Genomic DNA, 17,825 nt, shown 5'->3' on the forward strand with positions numbered 1-17,825 from the left:
ACAGCCAAGTCAGTGTATTTCGGAGTTCTCGTGTGACGGGGCGTGTGCCGTAGATGCCTTTGTAGTAGCAGTGCAGGAAGCCTTTGAAGAGTTCTGGTGGCTTGTGCACTCGTGTTCGCCCCCTCGCAGCGGGGGCGAACACGTCGTACTCCAGCAGAAACTCGAACTCCAAGTACTCGAACAACGGTGCTGTCTCCGTAGCCGCGACATTCAAGAAGTCGTCGACCGAAGCTACGTCTTGCAGGGTTTTGGTGCTGCTGGACACAGTTTCCAAATCCTGCGGCCTCCCTTGGGAGGCTTTCTATGACACGCTCCTACTTGATAAAGAACAGCGGACATGGTGGGGTCCAATACACTCGAGTTACTGCGGACACGGTGGGGTGACTTATCGTGTCAGATCCAATCTCGGTGGTGTCGATATCTATAATCGGCAAACTGAAGACTTAACCAACAATCTCGAACTCATAGTGTCGCTGTTGGTTAAAATGGTCCGCTCTTATGTAAAACTGCGGAATGGCGATAATCGCTGCTGAGCGCAATCAGCTTGTAATCCTTTGAGAAAGGCGATACCGACAGAATCTATCTTATGCAGAAAAATACGTTTACAGCGACTCTGCTACGTCTTTTTACAGTTCTACACAAGAGCATCGTGTGTCGCTCTTATGCAAAGCTGCGGAAAGACGTATTATTACACTGAGCCGGCGCTAATCTGGCAATATGTCTTCTCCTCAGCCAGCGTTCGGAGCGATGTTTCGAGAGCTGATCGAGTTGGGCGTTGTCGAGATTAACACGGAGTCGCTCGACGCGGCCGTCGAGCGGCGACTCAAGGAATTCTGGGAGAATACATCCTGTCCACGCTGCGGCCACCAGAGCGTCGTGACCTGGGAAAGTACCGACCGAATCTGGTGCCGTGACTGCAATTTCAAGCCGGTTTTCACCTACGGAACGCCGTTCCACGAGAAGCACCTCCCCGCAGGCGAGGTGCTTCTCGCGTTCACGCTCTATGCGGACACGTTGCTTAGTATCAACCAAATCGCGCCGTTCCTCGGTCGCGCCTATAGAACCGTTCACGCGGCGATTCGAGACGTGGAAGCCGCGGTTCATCGCGGCTTCCCCGTCGTCTGGAGCCTTCTCGACCAGACCATCGATGGACCAGCGCAAGTCGACGAATCTGGCAAAGTCTGCTCGGGCTACAAAGGCCAAGAGCCGCCGCGGAACAGCCGTTCTCGCGGCGGCTCGTCCCAGACAGGTCGCTCACGCTGGCGAGGGCGTCACGGTGATCAGTTGACACTCGTCGCGGCCTGCCGCGACTCTCTTCGCGTGATTAGCGGCCAACTCGGGATCGACTACAGCGGCGATCTTGAACCAGTGATACAGGAGGCTGAAGACCTCTCCCAGCCGCTGGGAGAGGTCTGGACCGACGGACTCCAGGCGTACCGACAGATGGGTTTTGACCACCGAACGGTCGTCCACAAAGAGAGATATGTTTCGCCCGAGGGCGTCCACATTAACCAGGCTGAGTGTCTGTTTTCGCTCGTCCAGCCGTGGCTGCGGAAGTTTCGCGGCCTGTCCAAGCAGGGCTTGGAACAGGCCGCTCACACATTCGGTATCGTTCGTTCGCTCAATTTAGCGGATGAATCCACCGAGTCAATCGTTGATTGTCTCGTTATCGGGGCTTTCCGCAATTCTACATAAGAGCGGTCTGTGTTAACCAACGTAGGGGATGAAGGGGATAGTCTGTTGGTTAATCGGGCCAGTTCGCATCAGCCGGGAGCCAGCCACTGGCTTGGTGGACTCAAAAAGGGTGAGGCCGCCTCGGTCATCCCCAGATCCCGTAAGCACCGCAGGAACGAGGCGCGCAGCGGCGGTCACGGGACGTCGAGCGGCCGAGGGCTTTCGAGTGTGCTCTCCACCCGGATCAAACTAGCAATCAGTCAGCTGTTTCCGGCGACCAGGTCCTCGATGAACCGGAAACCGTTCACGAACGTCACCGAGCCACCGTACCCTCCACTCACGAGCACCGTTTTAGTCCCCTCGCCGGCCGCGATATCGGTCGTGTAAATGTACACCTCGGTTGCCGTCCCCGCGATGAGATACTGGGCAGCTAGCGCAGCGAGGGACGCGTCCGCGCGTTCGACCTCGTTGGCAGGCCGGTTGTCGGCGTTCGCGATGTACCGCTGGACGCCGTCCATCGCCCGCGAGACGACAGGCTCGGAGAACTCAAACGGCGCCGCAACCGCCCCTCATTCCTCGTCAATTGTAGCGTCGACGTGCGGGCCCTCGACATCCGGGCCGTTCCCGGTCAACTCCTCGTACGCCCGTTCGGGGAAGATGAAGGGAGCGTCGTCCCAGCGATCGAATCATCGAACAGACCGGTGTCGGCGATGTGGAGCACGCTTACGCGTTGTCAATTGCGTCGCCATCGTCAATGTCCAGATCGTCGAGCCAGCAGTGTTGCCTGAAAATAACCAGCACGCTGACGCTGTTTTAATTGTCGAGGTGCAGGATGGCGAATTAGTCGAAGCGAGCTACGACTCGAAGACGATGGAGAAGCGGAGAGAGTCGGCACGACATCGCTTTGATCGACTGTCTGAATGCTTACCAGCTGTCCAATGTAAAGAACGTGCTCGATTATTATCTACATTCACGGTAATCTTATTAATAGTGGTGGACATAGAATTCGCTTAAAATGACGATAAACTCATCATCGGAGGTCCGCGAACTTGAAACCAAAGCGGAGGAAGGGTCTCTCTCTGAAAACGAATTCCACAGACTTCTTGACCATCTGCAAGATGACCCTGACCTATACGTGGATCAGACAATCAGTGCAGTTGCAAAAGCTGTCAGGACTGGTCCTGAGCAGTACTTCGATGATGCGAAGCCTCTTCTGTATAATTTAATGCTTGCAACGACCGAGACCGAATCGAGTGGGGTTGAGACGATCACATCCACGATCGCAAATCAAGTTTCCTTGTTAGCAAAGAAGAGCCCGAAGATTATTGATGAGGAGTACCGGTCAACAGTTGAGGAGCTTAATACCTCAGACCGCCTTCAGCCAAGCATCCTTTCGGTTGTACTTTCCGGACCAATAGTTTCAGAAACAGATGAGACGTATCTCACACATGATTTACTCTGCTCATACTTCGATACATGCCAGCGTGTTCTTGAGACGGTCCCTTACGATGAATTGCCGCCATACCTCGGAATGATACTCGCTGCATTTGATAGCTTCCTCGGAGAGACTGATGACGAACAAGTCGTAGACGAAGCAGTTGATCGTATAGATCTTCTTCTACTTCTTGGTTATTCGGAGGCGCCTATCAGAACATTAACTCTTGCGCTTTTTGAACAACTTGCCGAGCTAAATCCGGAATCGCTCGAACTGTTTGTCGGATCTTTAATTACACGGTTAGACGAAACTACCAACCCGGCTGATCATCGGTCAGATACTCCAATCCAAAATATGGAGGCGCGCGATTCACGACACATTTCACCTAGCCATCGTCGGGCGATTGCGTGCCGCAGTCTCAAACACTTAGTAGATGCCCACCCTGATCGTTGTGAACCAGCAACAACACGCATCCAGCGACTTCTCGAAGATGAAGATCCAGAAGTCAGGCTGTCTGCACTTGGATTAGCTGTTCGGCTCTATGTTGTGGATGTGGAAGGAGCAGTTGTTCCAAGTGACCACAAAGAAACTATACACGAAATCATTAAGACGACAAGCAACCAACGTGGCTGGTTCCGAGCGGTGACCACGTCAGCATCAGAATTGCTGACAAGTAATCAAAAGTCTGACCATAAGCTGGCCTCTGCGATGAGCCAGACACTCACTGAGGAATACGAAGAGGCGCTTTCTGACCTCCCTGATGAGTTAAAAATACTTTCTGTGATGGCACTTGCTGAAGAACTCCCTACCCCACCGGTGATTGAGGATCTTTTAGACACTGAAGAGGAACTCCCCGATATCATTGAACAAGCTCTCGCTGAATCAATCTGCACCACCCCGGAGGCACGGAATCTGTCAGAGTCTCCCCCAGAGCAGTTACGAGAGATAATTGAATACGCTGGACCAGATCTCGTTGCAGATGACACAATTGAAGCTGAGTCTATTAGGAAGACTGTTGACGATTTCGAGTATGAGATGAGTTCTGAATTTGAGGAGGCGTTAATCAGTGCAGAACAAAACTAAGAGAGGATTCAATTGGACCGCAGACCAGACCGCTCCACCAAGCGCTCAACAGTTGATTCTCAGCAAATCCATAATTCGCCAGCGTCAGGAATTCAGTGGTCCTCGGGGTGCCAGCCAGCAGCGTCAAAGAATTTATCTTTAGCTTCCTCAGAAGGCCCATCACCGTATTGTTGCAAGTATTCTTCGTTGAACTTCTCCAGTCGATTTTGTATTGATTCTAAGCGGTCCTGGATAGACTGAAAATCTCCACTGATTTGAGAAATTTTCTCTTCAACTTCCTCCAAATCTAATTGTATTTCTTCCACTTTGGCTTTTTTAGATTCTTCTATTTCCTCATCTAGAAAGTCAATATAACTATGAAGTTGGCTGATATGCTGTTCTAACTCTTCTTGACTATTAGACTCACTCGGTATTTTCGGGGGGTTTCTCATAATTTCAGTTGTGTACTCTGAACTGTTTATACATTAGTGAGGCTCAGCGAGCACAATACCTTGTTAATTTAGGTTGGCGGCAACTCTCCTAATAGTCTTGATGAGCTATAAACAAATAATCATTTCGGGCAAGTAACTGAGATTGGTAAATGATTATTGTCTCGTGTAATATTTCACACTCCTTATATTGGATCTAGACAATATCTATACATAGTCACATACCATTTCTGCGAATCAAACGCTGATATAACAGAATACCGCATCGTCTCAAACGATTCAATGGAAATACCAAATGTATAGTACTAACAGCACGCGAGAATCCTTGATTAGTTGCACACGCTAATACCTTGGTATTAACAGCGCTTTCTTTCCGGTTTAGTTATGTTTTCTCGCCACTTTTATTCAAATAGATATGATTTCGTACTCAGAAAGACCACGTCACGTATCTATATATTGAGTTTGTGTAGTACCGTGGTGACCAACTATGAATCTGCGCCGTCATAGGGGGGGAAGGACCTCGCGCTGGAGCGGAACCAGCAGCTACCTCTTAGTTTTAATAAGATTGCTATCATACTGCTCACAAGGTCAACCTATAATGGATATACAAAGTCTAAGCAGGAGTGAGTTAGAAGAATATGCTGAGCAACTTGAGCGAGAAAAAGATGTATTATTAGAAGCCGTAGACCTTGCGGAAGAACATATACGATCCTCTGCGGGCACGCACAGCGAAATTTTGGATAAAATTCAAGAGGTACAACGAGAGACAGGAGCGGAGCCAACGCACTACGACACAACTGGTGTCAAAGAAGTCATGAATGAACTGGAAGATATGGTCGATGAACACACTGAATGACAATTTAACAGCGTTGACTTCCTCGCACGGCTAAAGCCTGGGTTTTCTCCTGCGGTTTGTATAAAGCCGTCAGTATCGGTGTGATCGTGATTATTGAGATTTTCATCATGTATGTTAGCGCTTGTTAGAAAGGTTCAACTGTTGCTGGATCAGGCTAGGTCGGTTGGAGTGGCCAACTCTACTATTCGGCGGATATTGCTCTCAAGCCAATCTATGCCACAGAACGAGTTATGGACGAAACAATCAGATTAATTCGGTTTCCCTCTCAAATATGTCCATGGCGGATCTATCACTTGTTTCAGAACTCACTCAAACAGATCACGATACCGCTGGTATCCAGATGTTGACCTCGTCGCATCCGTTGGAGGGCCCAATTACGGGTGTCGAAACGACTGAAATCAAAAGATCACGCCTTGATGAGGAAGTATATCGGGTCGGCATCACTGGAAGGATTCACAACCGATCCCCGGGGAATGTCAAGCTCTCATTAAGTGACACCGTTTCGCTTGGGATAGCGGACACTTCGGAGGGGGTTACATTCCTGCTTCATACCAACGATGACGACATCCCACTTCATCCAAATAAATTCATTGCCGGCAAGCAAAATCTCAGCCTGGAACTCCCAGAATCAACGGCATTAGCCGATATTGACAGTTCCGGGCTAACACTTGATCTCGTTGAGAGTGACTATCTAGATGAGCCATATTACAAGGTCAGTCTGATTGGGTTTGTCGTTGAGGCTTCAAGCACCGATATTAATCTCACCACAACCGACGGGCAAGAGTTCCGTCTCAAAGCGCGAATGCATGAGAACGGTGCGATTGCACATATCGAGCCTAGTGAAGAACCAGAGTTTGAGGCGATACGGGCGCTGGATAGCGGGCTGCCTTTTCCAGAATAATCGAGTCTTGGTTTCGATACATCCGTTGGTTGAAGATGAGCTGTAGCCACTATTTCCAAGAGCGTCCGTGTGAAATACCATACTATATGAGGGCCCAACAAACGGAGCGTGACCGCGATGGGTGAAGACTGGCCATCCGTGCAAACGACAGTCTCCAAATGTCCTAAGTGTGGAGCGCACACGAAGGCGTCATATCACGATGGCCGACGCTGTGATGGCCTCGTTATCGAGGTGGATGGGACCCTCCAGTGTGCCGAGTGTGGAGTTGAGATTACGCCGAAATCGACGTGTCCAGTATGTGGTGCAACGACAACAACTGAGACAACTAAATCGCCAGTTTCCCTCCGCCAAGAGATTCCATCAACACAAATTGCTGACGCGATACGCACTCAGATACAGCAGGGCTACTCGAAACAACTCAACGATGATGAAACCCTGTCTGCAATCGCGAGTCGGGATGTAAGCGTCACTGTGGAACAGACTCACTTTGGCTCAAGTTCCTCGCAACCGACGCTGTCTGACCGAGTGGACCAACACTCGCTCTTGCTGGGTGGCTATCAAACGTATTCCCTGGAAAGCTATCCGGATGGTGAGACAGCAGAAGCGATTGCCAGCGAGGTGCACGCTGAGTTTCTCTCAGCATTTCCAGACTCTGGTACCGATTTCACCCATCTGGGTATTGGTGTCCGTTGGAATCTTCGAGGCGGTCTCCATGCTGGCGTTATCGCTGCAAAACGTCTTGTCACATTGCCGGGCGATCTCAATCCGTCAGAACTGGAGAAAGCAATCCATAGCGCTACTAATGAGCAACGCGCTATCCATGGGTATAGTCGCCTTGCGTATGACCCCCATCTAGCTGGTATTGCGAGGACACACAGTCGGACGATGGCCACAGAGGGCTTTTTTGCGCATGAGTTTCCCGATGGGTCAACAATGATAGACCGATACCGATGTGCCAACTATGACGGCCAGCAAGCGGGTGAAAACATTGCCAAACAATCCGTAGCTAGTACTACGGATACAAATGCTATCGCTACTAGTGTTGTCGATGGCTGGATGGATTCGCCGGGTCACCGCGATAACATTCTCACCAGTAGTTTTGAAGTTGAGGGCATAGGTCTCTACCAAGGAGATGATGGTACTCTATTTGTCACCCAAAATTTTGGATAATTTGATTTTTTCTGTTCCGTTCACGGCACAGAAGATATCATGAGCGCTGTTGGTGCACCTTGGCATGGATCTGATTGACGGCGTCCTTGATAACGGACTCATCAACGTCAAAAGCTGCTGCAGCGTACGTAATCGACATTTGGACTGCGAGGTATGTCATCCGTACCTCTTCGCTAGCGCCGGCGATAGCAGGCGGGACGCCCCGTTTTCCTGTTTCCTTCTCATCGAACCCACCAGTAATCGTGTATAAGTCAGCATACAGTCGTGCCCCGTGAGGGCTCTCAAACGTTCCCATCCGGCCTTTGGGGCTTTCAAAATGGTACTGATCCGGATAGTTCCGCTCCTCGTGTAGAATTTGGCAGCCTTGATCGTACTCCTCGATCACTGTCTCTCGGTTTTTGCTCATGGATATCAACCGCATTTTCAGTTTAGTTTTTTAATTCGGCAACAACATTGTTATTGTAGCATCAATATACTTTGTTCCTGTCTCGTTTCGAGTATTTAAAAGCTAGCGGTTCAATTGCTGGCACATCACAGAGATACTGACTCAAAACTAGTTGCAGCCGCTGCAACATAATGAGAGCTAGTTAAAGTGTTCCCTTTCGACGGCGAATGATGAGCTCGCGGACTCGTGCTTCGTGATCAACGTCACTCTGGAAGTACGCCGTCAGAATCGCCTCGACAACCTCTGAACGGCTTGCTTGCAGATCTACACACTCCTCGGTCAGCTCATTCAGTTCCTCGACGAGTTCATCCGTAACTAACACGCCAAATTCCGTGTTTGACATCGATAAAACCCTCTGAGAAATTGTTGCAGCTGCTGCAACGTAATTTTATTCCCTCATTCAGATGAGTGGGTTCTTTCGAAGCACTACCTTTTATATACTCGAAACGCGACAGCTTTGTTCACTATTTTCAATACGTATCACTCAGTCTCTTGTGAAATCGGTATACTGGTGATCTACCATTTGAAACCGAGGTGCTCCCCAGTTAATTGGATCAACTGTTTACTCCTTGTATAGGGATTCTAGTTCCGCTGTAAAGTAGATGTACCGGCGGTCGACTTTTTTGAACTCTGTATGTTCCCAATTCACCTTTTCAATTCCTTCCTCTGGAACATTCGTAGTGCGGATTATCTCTTTCTGAGACTCGGTATACGCTAACTCCTTCTCTTCCAAACTCTGCACGACTTCATCTAAATTATAACCACTACACAAGCCATCGAACTCATCAACGGGGACACCTTCCTCTATCATGAACTTGAATGTATCTTTGTCTAGAACTCTGTTGCCAACTTCCAGCACAAATTCGACGAATTCTTCTTCACTTTGACTCAACATGGCTATCTCTTAGTTAATATGTCTGGGTCTTGCTTACTTGGCGAACAAAATATACTTTGCTAAGAATAAGACATTTAATCTGAATCAGCGAAAGAACGCTCAACTCAAACTGCAGATATTATCAACGCAATACGCTCCGCGATGTCGATATCTATAGGTCGCACACACTGTTGGCCACAGAGTCGTGTAAGCGCTGTTGCCACCCAGGCGACCACCTCTGGGTCATAATCAGATTCGTGAAGTTGTTCCTGAGCAGCATCCTCGATTTCGGGTTGCGCCAGTAATCGGGCCTGCGTCAGAACTGACCGATACACTTCGACGTCTGGACGATCATGGATTACGTCTCTCGACGCTGCAACAGTATTATGCTCGGTCCAAGCCCGTGTGAATTCGGAGTGAATTGTCGTCGCGGTCGCACTGTCAGATAGATGCAGGTCGAATATTTCAACTATATCACGGTCAAGTGGAGCAGCACTCCGAAGATTCTCAGGCGGTTCTGTCGTTGGGGCTGCGGTAGCGACGAGTTGATTACAGGTATTTAACGAAATTTCTATGCCAGCCTTCGCAAGCCGAATCTGGGTCTCTGTGAGTGCTGGGAGCAAGAGTGGGTGCTGGGTTTCGGCAACGTGTTCAAGCCCATCAACGGCCGCAATGCTACCGGAAGATTGCACAAGCGGTCCGGTTTCGACCCACCAGCGCGACGCTCTTTTTTGGACCTGAGCTACTACCGGTGGACTCTCTGTCTGAGTTAGGGACTGATACTGTACACCGCGATCGAGTTCCCCGAACGCTTCCAGTACCCGACGTCGATGACTACTCTCCGGAGCTAACAGCAAGATATTCGGCCCACCCTGAGATGTCCGTGAACCGAATGGGGTGGGTTCGACATACAAGAGCGCGAGGGCGAGTTTTGCTCGCCAGAACCCGGGGACAGATGGGGCGACTGCATTGGCGAGGCCAGTGAGGTACGTGGGCTGTGCTGCAAGGTCTCCCAGTGTCCACGTTGTTTCAGTTGGAACTCGCCCAGGAGTCCCATCTTGCAGGACAATATCAGAACAGTCTATAAATCGTGTATCGATCGAGGGCTGTTGGTTGAGCTCGGTCCGCTGGCACGGGCGGACTATCCCAGTCACTCTCACTCGTGTCCCCGGCGTTACCGGTTGGAGATCGTCTTCAATGCGTAAATGAACCGTCTTCAAGTCTGTATCGCCTTCAGAATCAATTAGAAGACGGGCACGCTGTGTGTCGACGCACTCGGAGTCCGCGGTTATTGGCACGTATTCGTCCTGCCCACATGACCAACAACACTCTATGTTAGGCGTCGTCAAACCGAAATAGCGCCCTTTCGTGATTGCCCCGCATTGTTGGCACTCAGCAGCTATTGTAAGGAGTTCCGGCCGCACATCAGTCGTTGCCACCACCATACCTGAGATTGAGACCAACTGGCCTAACTGTACAGTTGCCAACTCATCTGGTGACATATCCGTGGGCAGATTCCGAATCCGAAATTGCGGCAGTCCGCCGGTGGGAGCACGTTCGGTGCCCAGCATCATCAATGCCTCACGAGCGTATCCGATGGTGGCGTCAGGTTGGTCCAACAATAAATCGGCTAGATCAGCATTAAACTCAGCGAGAGCCTCCCAATCTATGATGATTGACCGCTTCTGCAGAGAATCGTTATCTACCTCTGATGACACCGATTCAACACGGCGGTAGAACTCTCTGAATTGACGGACTGGGTTATCGGTGCCTGTCATGGTATCGTATTGTTAGCCGAGGCATCAAAGGCCTATCCAGTGGGTACAGCTCAGTTGCACACAAATATTTCGCCACCGTCTGTGCTATCGGCGTATCGATGGAAGGACTACTCCCCGAATCGGTCAAGAGCGAACAAATATCTCAGTTGCTGTACCGGCCGACTGCTTATTCGATGGTTAGCCATCCAATCCTTGTTACAGAGCCAGTTGAACCGAAACGACAGTCTGCCGCTTAGAATCCGGTGTGTCCGCCATGTACGTTTGAAACCTCTGACTGGCAGTTTCAAAAAGATGGCCTCAACCCATCTCCAGAGTCGAATTGCCAAAATGTCTGACGAAAATTGATACTGTTTGAGAAGATTAGTTTGCATATGGCATCTCGGATTATTACTGTCGATGCTGTCGGTCGATGCGAGGCAGTACCTGACTTAGCAACGGTAGAGGCATTTGCAGTTGGCGAAGGCCAATCCGCTAGTGATGCACGAACCACCGCAAAAGATCGAGCGTCCTCCCTCCGAGAGTCGATAACTGATGTGTCGACCGACCAAATTAGGACTGTCGACCTACAGGTGCAGGATACTGATGAGATGTTTGACCCCGTCACTGATGCTCCGGTCCAGGCAACCGAACAACTCCATATCGATTGCCTCCCGGAAAATGCCGAGTCGGTTGTGGTCGATGTGACAAACGCCGGCGGCCAGATACAGACCGTACAGTTTCAGTTCCATGAGGACAAGCGTCGAGAACTCCAGAACAAAGCTATCAATTCGGCAATGGAGCGTGCTCGCGAGAAAGCTGAACAAATGGCTGCTGCCGAGGGTCTGGCCGTGGCCGAGCTTCAAGAAGCAACGACGAAAGACGTGAGTACTGGGATTGAAAGTATTGTCGACGAGGCGCTGGCTTCGAGTCCCGACACAGATCTCCATCCAGCGCCAATTACTGTCTCTGAAGGCGTTGAAGTTGTGTATGAACTCAGTGAGGAGTGATCAGAGGAGATGGACGAGGTTGCAGACGGATTGTTTGTTGGGACGGTTGAGGATGCCGGTGATGAGGCGCTCATCCGTGAGCATAACATCGCGATTATTGTCTCACTGACACACAGTGACCCAGATGGTAGGTTTCCCTCTGATCTAATTGTTAAAAATGTACCTGTGATGGATGGCCCTCGTAACGACCAGCAGAAATTTGAACGAGCCGTCACCCATGTTTTGTCTGGTCTCAAGACTGGAGACAACACTCTCGTTCATTGTTCTGCGGGACCCTCACGCAGTCCAGCGGTAGCTGCGACGGCGCTCGCACTCTACGAACACGTCGAATTAGAAGCAGCGTTCGAACAGGTTGCGAAACGTCGGAACCTCGTTGACCCACATGAAGCACTAGTTCGACAAGCAGCACGCGTCTTCTCTCAGTACCGGGAGTAGGTCAACCAACCGCATTTTAACAGTGGTTTCCAAAGAAACTGTATGCGAGTCAGATTGATTTCCGATATCCACGCGAACCTGCCAGCCCTTGAAGCCGTCTTGGAAGATATGCCGCCCGTCGACGATATTATCTGTGCGGGCGATGTCGTTGGATACAATCCGTGGCCACGCGAGTGTCTTGAGCGTGTTCGAGCCGTCAGTTCGCTCGTCGTGCAGGGAAACCATGACCGCAATGTCGAGACACCACATCGGTATGAGAACAACGATATGGCCCACGCTGGGCTTGAACTCGCCCAACAAGAGCTGAGTGACGCGCAGCGAGAGTGGCTTGCTGACCTCCCAGAACGGACGGAGTTCGCAGACGACGCCTATCGATTGGCGCATAGCCATCCGGATCCAAACCAGCTCGGTACCTACGTACGTCCGGCACATTTCCCGAAGATGCGACCCTATCTTGATGATCACGATGGAATTGTACTCGGTCACACCCATATTCAGCATAAGGCGACGATTGACGACCGGCTTATTGTGAATCCGGGGAGTGTCGGCCAGCCTCGTGACGGCGACGAGCGTGCTGCGTACGCGGTTCTCGATACTGCCACTGACGAAGTCGAACTCCGGCGGGTGGAATACGATATCAACCGTGTGATTTCTCGTGTTGAAGAGTGTGGCCTCCCCGCACAAACTGGGACGCGGCTTCTTGACGGTTCGTGAAAATACATCCGATGCCGAGTTTAGTCATCGTTAGACTGTCACAGAATGGTTCACAAGACAGGAGGTTTCAGGACTTCTGGAAAAGAACTACCTGCTCAGCAAGTGTGCATACTGAACTCGTCTTTGCCAAATCCAGGAGGTTAGTTTCCTCCGAAATTGGGGTTACGAAGATTTTCTTGCAGCTCGTCAGTGTTGGGCTTACCGTGGAGTTCAATACTTTCTAAGCTCTTGATAACCCCCTCTAAAGCGGTATGAATCTCTTCCAGTTCGTCAGTACTAGCTGTGATTTTGTCTTCAATTTGGTTTAACTCTTTTTTCATTTCCCGTTTGCTGGTCTTGGATTCTTCCGGCTTTTCTTCCAAGTTGTTGAGATGATTGTGAAGCCGGTAAATACATTGTTTGAGTTCTTCTTCTGATTCAAATTCGTCCGGAGCATCAGGTATCTCAGTCATGATTTTTGTCGGAACAGCCGTTTTGCTAGGTAGCATAATCCAGTGGTTTGCTGACCCCGGTGCTAGTACTCCTCTGCTGTTGATATTCTAGCCGACATACTTAATATTGCTAGACAGTTGGTTAATAGAGGTCTTTACTTCGTGTCCAACAGGACGGCTTCTGAGACGTTGGCCCCGGTAAGTTCAGCGTCAGAGACATCGGCCGCGGGGCAGCGGGCGTATGTAAGGTTAGCATTGGAAAGATTTGCACCGACCAGTTTCGTCTTAATGAGACTCGCGTTTGATAGGTTGACCTCGGTGAGGTCGGCCTCGTTGAGAACAGCGCGGTCGAGATTAGCGTCTGAGAGGTCTGCTTCAACTAGGTTGGCCTCACGAAGACTGGCACGAGTGAGGATCGCCTCTGAGAGATCTGCTCTGGCAAGGTTGGCCCCAGTGAGGAGCGCTTTAGAGAGATTGGCACCGGTGAGGTCTGCATCTGGACGGATGTCAGCAGGTGATACATCGTCATCATTTGGAATTTTGAAATCGGAATCACCCATATGCAACTACGAGTGTTGGTCCGGTTATATATCTATTGCCGCAATCATGTAGTTCTAGTTACAATTCAGTACCTTGATTTGCCTGAGGTAGATGTGTCGCGCCGACCAGTGAACGTCGTAGTCCACTGCAACTCCCAGCACCAACTCTCACGAAATTAAGAGGGGTCTGCCAGCTGTTCCATTATACCTCGGATCTACGCAACTTTGTACGTCAAATTTACACTTCTTTGCCGGGAATGGATTTGTATGGGTCTTCCTGGTCCCGGTTTGGGTTTTACAGACCAGAACGGCACCGCCCCGTGAGATAGGGATGCGTCTCTCAGTCAGGGAATCCGTTTCCAGATCGCTGGCTGATATCGGATCTTGGATGTCTTGCGGGCGTCGCCGGCGCACTTGCGCCGTTGGGTGTCTGTTCTGGTCACTGACACCCAACCATGACTGAACGAAAATCTCACTGTCCTGGGGACACGGAGCGCCAGCACACGTCGAGTGCCGCCTCTAGGTTCTGGGAAGATTGCGACCGCTACCATGACTTGGCAGAGAATTTTGCCCAAGATATCGCAATCGTACACCCTGATTGCCTGTCGGGCTGCCATCCGGGTTGTCCCGGAGACACCGAGTGTTGTGGGTACTGTCGTACTAGCGTCATATACTACGAACATATCCCGAAATCACAACACAGTGAGGACGAATGGCTCTGACCACTGTTTCATAACAGCGTTCGAAGACAGAGCGAAAAACGATTCATCGACGCAAATCCCAATATGAATGATGTCTACATCCGGGAGACAATCACAACGAAACTTGCTACGTGGAAACTGTACGGTCTCGGTCAACCCGAATAGTTGCAGTCGGTACGAGGAGATATGTTTACTGTAATTAATAGGTTCCTGTCATAACTCAAATCAGTCTGTTTGAATGGAATGATTTAAATAATCATAATAAAAAGTCATTTTATGGAAGTTAGAGATCTAGATCAGTCAAGAAAGTAGTAACAAAATATGAACCAGTGATTATCACAGGTACTGAAGATACCTACAGAACCCGGGCGAAAGTGGATACCGCAGCTAACAGGAGCAACATAGGTGAATTAGCATTGGCCTCGATAGGAGAAAGTAGTTATAAAGGAAATACCAAGACTGTGGTTAATGAGGACAGTGAAAAACGGGATACTTTTGAGGTGTGTATTGATATTTTGAATGTTGACGAGGCAAGACTAATTACCGAGGTAAATGTAAAGGACAGGACTGATTTTGGAGGTAATTTTCTGATTGGGGAAGATATCTTAGAGCGCTTTGATCTAGTTGTTGACCCTACTTGTGAAAATTTCGATGGTGTCGATGAGATCGAAGAGATGAGAGAATAGCTCGTGGGGTTCTAAAATCGTTCGCAACCCTCATTATTGAGTTCAAGGAGCGCTCAGTACAGAGGAATCACGTATCACGACAAGTGACTACTAATATGAAATCTATCAGAAACGCCATGTAAGATGCCAAGTGTTAATTAAGCGATGTTGTGTTTTCCTTCGTTTGAACTGAGACAGTTGTTAGAACGTGGTGGTGAATTTATTGGCAACATTTAAAACCGAGTCAAATATTTTTGTAACAAAATGGTCTCGGTCAAAGTGTTCAAGCCGAGAAGCGGCCAAGATGCCGTGAGAGAGAAAAGGTGGGCTTGCAGTCTCTCTCCACGTTGTGCTTCTCGACTTGGTGTCTCCGCCAACGACCACGTACGTATCGAAGATGGAGAAAAGGCTCTGTGCTGCCGTGTGAGAGAGATCCACGAGAAAGATGAATATCCTCTCAGGGTGTCTGAGAAGACTAGAGACAGTACCGGTCTGGAACACCATGCTGAGGTAACTGTCCGGAAGCAAATCCCTGGCGAATCTTACATGAAAGCTCGGCGTACCGGTGATTTAGCCGAAACTGTATGGGACGACCTCAAGCAAAGCCAGATTCTTGTATATGCTCCTCACGGCGGAGACACAGAGTTCGGAACCGATGACGCCGCAATCCGTCTCTACAGAAAGCTACAGAATAGCGGTTTTGACTGCAGCCTTTGGGCTCTTCACGGGTTCAACCCGAATAGTTTCGCTCGCTGGCACGTCTCCAAACCAGGGCTGACCTCAGGCTGCTACCCAGGGTTGGACCAGATCTCAGACCGGACTTACGATCTGGTTGTTTCTTTCCACGTCCAGAGCAAGGGCTACACAGGTACCGGAGGAGCGATAGACGAAAGTTTCAGAAAGCGTGTTGCAGAAGAGATGGATAGCCGAATCAGAGATAGATACGAATTCAGATGGCGTCACAGCGATATGCGTTGGAAAGGCGTGTCTGACTCTAATGTCGTGAACAAGTTAGCTAGAGAGGGAGGATTACAGATTGAGATGCAGCCGATAATCGGTTACAAATACCGGAAGAAAGCCGTGGAATCGGTGCACTCCGTTATCAAGGACAGGCTTTGATTCAGGTCAGGAATTCTCCAATACGTCTTCCCAGCCTTTCTTGCAGCCAACGTTTCCTGGGTTGTGATCATACTCTAACCCAGTGGTTTCTACCAATCAGTAGGACGGTTTGCCAATAACCGACTCGTTCCAATCTACTTTGTACGCCGCTTAGAAATTTTGTTTGAACTGGTAGGACAGCCGGTTGTCAGTACTTACATATATTTGGAGTCTCAATGCGACTGTCGGCGAAATCAATACTCCGTGAACAGTCATATGACGTGCTTTCTGATATTAATGCCGGTAGCTTCGATCACGCGAATCCGTTGTAGATAGTTGCTTACGTCGAATCAGCTGTCAAAGCAATCTTACGGTGTAGAATCCACCAACCACCAGTACGTAGAGCATCGATAGTCTGCCTCAGGGCCTCTGGCGTCCGGAAGGGTGGAGCGAGTTCCAAGACGACGGGACCACTGTAGCCCGATGAATCTAGAGCGTCAACCATTCTTCCCAGATCATGGTGACCGTCCTGTGGTGAGAGATGTGGCATCTCTCCGAGTGGTTCCCCAAGGCCACGCAGCGCATCTTCGTCAATCCCGTACTTGTTTCGGACATTCTGGAGCTGGTCAGTCTCCGTTATGGGGACAGACCGTGAAGGTGGACGTGTCCTGGACATCCAGCTGCATCGAGCATAGCGAGAGGGTTCAGTGCGTGACCGAGGTCGACAGTAAACTGTACCGACGGCACATCAACGTCTTCTGGTTGCTCGCGCTGTAAATCTGCCTTCGCATTCTCGAATTTTGCCACGTCCGATGCCTCGGACAGAAGATATTCGAAAGGATCTTGCGGGCATACCTTCTTGATTGTCAAGACCGGACGCTATCGATATTTTCGTTGTTCTCAAGCCGGTATCGGGCGTTTTCGAGTGTCGTGACCAGTTGTTTTTGTCTTCGCTGTCAACTTGCTTTCTCGTTCGCGTAGGTTCGCGGTGGGTAGAAAATAAACGCTGGTACCGTCATTGGAATCAGTCGGACCAGATTTACAGTGTGCTCTGTTCCTCAAAAAATAAAGACCGTTCTGATTGTACAGCAAGTCAGTACTTCCTAACCGGCGTAAGAAGTAGACTCAGCTTTGCACGCTAGCGTCGGCTGTTGAATGAACGAACAGGTGGTCGATGTCTTCCATGAGGTCATCGACGCCACGATCATCGTTGTCTCGAACCCACGAGAGAAGGTTGTAGATGGCTTCCTTCAGGGAGTGCTTAAGATTCGCTCGAATTGCTCTATTGAAAATGGAAGACGGCGACAGGATCACTCCGTAACGAGTTTGAGAAGATGAGGTCGAGAAGGCGATTATGGGCGTCGCTTTGCTCGACCTCGTTGAGACAGCACTACGTGTAGCCAAACAAGCGTTGGGAAACCGAGCGGGCAAGCCCGACTCGGGCGGGCTTGCCCGCGAGGCCCACATCGTTGCTCACTGTATTCGAAAGGAGGAGGGCCACACCTACGCCGAACTCGTCGATCGGCTAAGTCTCATGCCAGCGGTCTGCGACCGCCTCGGCATTAACCCGGACGCGCCGCCTGATCCAACCACGTTCTACCACTCGTTCGAC

General features: G+C 50.0%; 17 protein-coding genes and 4 pseudogenes. 11 read left to right on the plus strand and 10 right to left on the minus strand.

The window, feature by feature from the left end; all coding sequences use genetic code 11:
* Nucleotides 1-265, minus strand: a pseudogene (locus BLR34_RS15615) (IS5/IS1182 family transposase); the annotation flags it as partial.
* Nucleotides 266-717: 452 nt separating this feature from the next.
* Between BLR34_RS15615 and BLR34_RS15620 the strand changes: the two are divergent.
* Nucleotides 718-1,695, plus strand: coding sequence for an IS1595-like element ISHara2 family transposase (locus tag BLR34_RS15620; RefSeq protein ID WP_086558008.1), 978 nt, complete (start codon nt 718-720; stop codon nt 1,693-1,695).
* Between the two features lie 239 nt (nt 1,696-1,934).
* Here BLR34_RS15620 and BLR34_RS15630 read toward each other — a convergent pair.
* Nucleotides 1,935-2,386 (minus strand): annotated as a pseudogene (locus BLR34_RS15630) (hypothetical protein).
* Nucleotides 2,387-2,689: 303 nt separating this feature from the next.
* On the opposite strand from BLR34_RS15630, the gene BLR34_RS15635 reads away from it, so the two are divergent.
* Nucleotides 2,690-4,192, plus strand: a complete 1,503-nt coding sequence (locus BLR34_RS15635; RefSeq protein ID WP_092704720.1) for a hypothetical protein — start codon at nt 2,690-2,692, stop codon at nt 4,190-4,192.
* Between the two features lie 92 nt (nt 4,193-4,284).
* Here the strand turns inward: BLR34_RS15635 and BLR34_RS15640 are convergent, their stop codons facing one another.
* Nucleotides 4,285-4,623 carry a hypothetical protein gene (locus tag BLR34_RS15640; protein ID WP_092704722.1) on the minus strand — a complete coding sequence of 113 codons (339 nt, stop codon included), beginning with the start codon at nt 4,621-4,623 and terminating at the stop codon, nt 4,285-4,287.
* Nucleotides 4,624-5,218: 595 nt separating this feature from the next.
* Here BLR34_RS15640 and BLR34_RS16715 point away from each other — a divergent pair.
* From BLR34_RS16715 to BLR34_RS17165, 3 genes are all read left to right on the plus strand, one after another.
* The gene (locus tag BLR34_RS16715) at nt 5,219-5,476 is read left to right on the plus strand and encodes a hypothetical protein (protein ID WP_143414189.1); all 258 of its coding nucleotides are present in this window, start codon (nt 5,219-5,221) and stop codon (nt 5,474-5,476) included.
* 271 nt (nt 5,477-5,747) lie between these two features.
* Nucleotides 5,748-6,377 carry a hypothetical protein gene (locus BLR34_RS15645; RefSeq protein WP_143414190.1) on the plus strand — a complete coding sequence of 210 codons (630 nt, stop codon included), beginning with the start codon at nt 5,748-5,750 and terminating at the stop codon, nt 6,375-6,377.
* A 525-nt stretch (nt 6,378-6,902) separates the two neighbouring features.
* On the plus strand, nt 6,903-7,547 hold the full coding sequence (locus BLR34_RS17165; RefSeq protein ID WP_176765358.1) for a CAP domain-containing protein: 645 nt from the start codon (nt 6,903-6,905) through the stop codon (nt 7,545-7,547).
* Nucleotides 7,548-7,584: 37 nt separating this feature from the next.
* On the opposite strand, the gene BLR34_RS15655 is transcribed toward BLR34_RS17165, so the two are convergent.
* The 4 genes from BLR34_RS15655 to BLR34_RS17665 form a co-directional block, all read right to left on the minus strand.
* Nucleotides 7,585-7,953 carry a hypothetical protein gene (locus tag BLR34_RS15655; protein WP_092704750.1) on the minus strand — a complete coding sequence of 123 codons (369 nt, stop codon included), beginning with the start codon at nt 7,951-7,953 and terminating at the stop codon, nt 7,585-7,587.
* Between the two features lie 181 nt (nt 7,954-8,134).
* Complete coding sequence (locus BLR34_RS15660; protein WP_092704728.1) at nt 8,135-8,335, minus strand: hypothetical protein; 201 nt, start codon at nt 8,333-8,335, stop codon at nt 8,135-8,137.
* 219 nt (nt 8,336-8,554) lie between these two features.
* Nucleotides 8,555-8,803 carry a hypothetical protein gene (locus BLR34_RS15665; RefSeq protein WP_143414191.1) on the minus strand — a complete coding sequence of 83 codons (249 nt, stop codon included), beginning with the start codon at nt 8,801-8,803 and terminating at the stop codon, nt 8,555-8,557.
* 188 nt (nt 8,804-8,991) lie between these two features.
* Nucleotides 8,992-10,644 (minus strand): minichromosome maintenance protein MCM, encoded by a 1,653-nt coding sequence (locus tag BLR34_RS17665; protein ID WP_092704732.1) that lies wholly within the window; start codon nt 10,642-10,644, stop codon nt 8,992-8,994.
* 371 nt (nt 10,645-11,015) lie between these two features.
* Between BLR34_RS17665 and BLR34_RS15675 the strand changes: the two genes are divergently transcribed.
* The 3 genes from BLR34_RS15675 to BLR34_RS15685 are packed head-to-tail and all read left to right on the plus strand — an operon-like array spanning nt 11,016 to nt 12,779.
* Entirely contained in the window at nt 11,016-11,630 is a 615-nt protein-coding gene (locus tag BLR34_RS15675; RefSeq protein WP_092704734.1) for an SIMPL domain-containing protein, read from the plus strand.
* A 9-nt stretch (nt 11,631-11,639) separates the two neighbouring features.
* Nucleotides 11,640-12,065: a dual specificity protein phosphatase family protein gene (locus BLR34_RS15680; RefSeq protein WP_092704736.1), complete on the plus strand. Its 426-nt coding sequence runs from the start codon at nt 11,640-11,642 to the stop codon at nt 12,063-12,065.
* Between the two features lie 42 nt (nt 12,066-12,107).
* On the plus strand, nt 12,108-12,779 hold the full coding sequence (locus tag BLR34_RS15685; RefSeq protein ID WP_092704738.1) for a metallophosphoesterase family protein: 672 nt from the start codon (nt 12,108-12,110) through the stop codon (nt 12,777-12,779).
* 140 nt (nt 12,780-12,919) lie between these two features.
* Here the strand turns inward: BLR34_RS15685 and BLR34_RS15690 are convergent, their stop codons facing one another.
* Nucleotides 12,920-13,231, minus strand: a complete 312-nt coding sequence (locus BLR34_RS15690) for a hypothetical protein (protein ID WP_143414192.1) — start codon at nt 13,229-13,231, stop codon at nt 12,920-12,922.
* Between the two features lie 134 nt (nt 13,232-13,365).
* Nucleotides 13,366-13,770: a pentapeptide repeat-containing protein gene (locus tag BLR34_RS15695; protein WP_092704742.1), complete on the minus strand. Its 405-nt coding sequence runs from the start codon at nt 13,768-13,770 to the stop codon at nt 13,366-13,368.
* Between the two features lie 1,009 nt (nt 13,771-14,779).
* On the opposite strand from BLR34_RS15695, the gene BLR34_RS16720 reads away from it, so the two are divergent.
* Nucleotides 14,780-15,136 carry a hypothetical protein gene (locus BLR34_RS16720; protein WP_143414193.1) on the plus strand — a complete coding sequence of 119 codons (357 nt, stop codon included), beginning with the start codon at nt 14,780-14,782 and terminating at the stop codon, nt 15,134-15,136.
* Nucleotides 15,137-15,379: 243 nt separating this feature from the next.
* A complete protein-coding gene (locus tag BLR34_RS15705) occupies nt 15,380-16,234 on the plus strand; it encodes a poly-gamma-glutamate hydrolase family protein (RefSeq protein ID WP_092704746.1) in 855 nt (284 codons plus the stop codon).
* Nucleotides 16,235-17,338: 1,104 nt separating this feature from the next.
* Here BLR34_RS15705 and BLR34_RS15710 read toward each other — a convergent pair.
* A pseudogene (locus tag BLR34_RS15710) lies at nt 17,339-17,494 on the minus strand (IS701 family transposase); the annotation flags it as partial.
* 73 nt (nt 17,495-17,567) lie between these two features.
* Between BLR34_RS15710 and BLR34_RS15715 the strand changes: the two are divergent.
* Nucleotides 17,568-17,825 (plus strand): annotated as a pseudogene (locus tag BLR34_RS15715) (IS5/IS1182 family transposase); the annotation flags it as partial.

It is taken from the genome of Halovenus aranensis (assembly GCF_900100385.1).
Lineage (GTDB): Archaea > Halobacteriota > Halobacteria > Halobacteriales > Haloarculaceae > Halovenus > Halovenus aranensis.

Bases quoted from the DNA above. Each gene is read 5' to 3' on its own strand.
- BLR34_RS15620 (WP_086558008.1), top strand. From the start codon at position 718: ATGTCTTCTCCTCAGCCAGCGTTCGGAGCGATGTTTCGAGAGCTGATC.
- BLR34_RS15635 (WP_092704720.1), top strand. From the start codon at position 2,690: ATGACGATAAACTCATCATCGGAGGTCCGCGAACTTGAAACCAAAGCG.
- BLR34_RS15640 (WP_092704722.1), bottom strand. From the start codon at position 4,623: ATGAGAAACCCCCCGAAAATACCGAGTGAGTCTAATAGTCAAGAAGAG.
- BLR34_RS16715 (WP_143414189.1), top strand. From the start codon at position 5,219: ATGGATATACAAAGTCTAAGCAGGAGTGAGTTAGAAGAATATGCTGAG.
- BLR34_RS15645 (WP_143414190.1), top strand. From the start codon at position 5,748: ATGTCCATGGCGGATCTATCACTTGTTTCAGAACTCACTCAAACAGAT.
- BLR34_RS15655 (WP_092704750.1), bottom strand. From the start codon at position 7,953: ATGAGCAAAAACCGAGAGACAGTGATCGAGGAGTACGATCAAGGCTGC.
- BLR34_RS15660 (WP_092704728.1), bottom strand. From the start codon at position 8,335: ATGTCAAACACGGAATTTGGCGTGTTAGTTACGGATGAACTCGTCGAG.
- BLR34_RS15665 (WP_143414191.1), bottom strand. From the start codon at position 8,803: ATGATAGAGGAAGGTGTCCCCGTTGATGAGTTCGATGGCTTGTGTAGT.
- BLR34_RS17665 (WP_092704732.1), bottom strand. From the start codon at position 10,644: ATGACAGGCACCGATAACCCAGTCCGTCAATTCAGAGAGTTCTACCGC.
- BLR34_RS15675 (WP_092704734.1), top strand. From the start codon at position 11,016: ATGGCATCTCGGATTATTACTGTCGATGCTGTCGGTCGATGCGAGGCA.
- BLR34_RS15680 (WP_092704736.1), top strand. From the start codon at position 11,640: ATGGACGAGGTTGCAGACGGATTGTTTGTTGGGACGGTTGAGGATGCC.
- BLR34_RS15685 (WP_092704738.1), top strand. From the start codon at position 12,108: ATGCGAGTCAGATTGATTTCCGATATCCACGCGAACCTGCCAGCCCTT.
- BLR34_RS15690 (WP_143414192.1), bottom strand. From the start codon at position 13,231: ATGACTGAGATACCTGATGCTCCGGACGAATTTGAATCAGAAGAAGAA.
- BLR34_RS15695 (WP_092704742.1), bottom strand. From the start codon at position 13,770: ATGGGTGATTCCGATTTCAAAATTCCAAATGATGACGATGTATCACCT.
- BLR34_RS15705 (WP_092704746.1), top strand. From the start codon at position 15,380: ATGGTCTCGGTCAAAGTGTTCAAGCCGAGAAGCGGCCAAGATGCCGTG.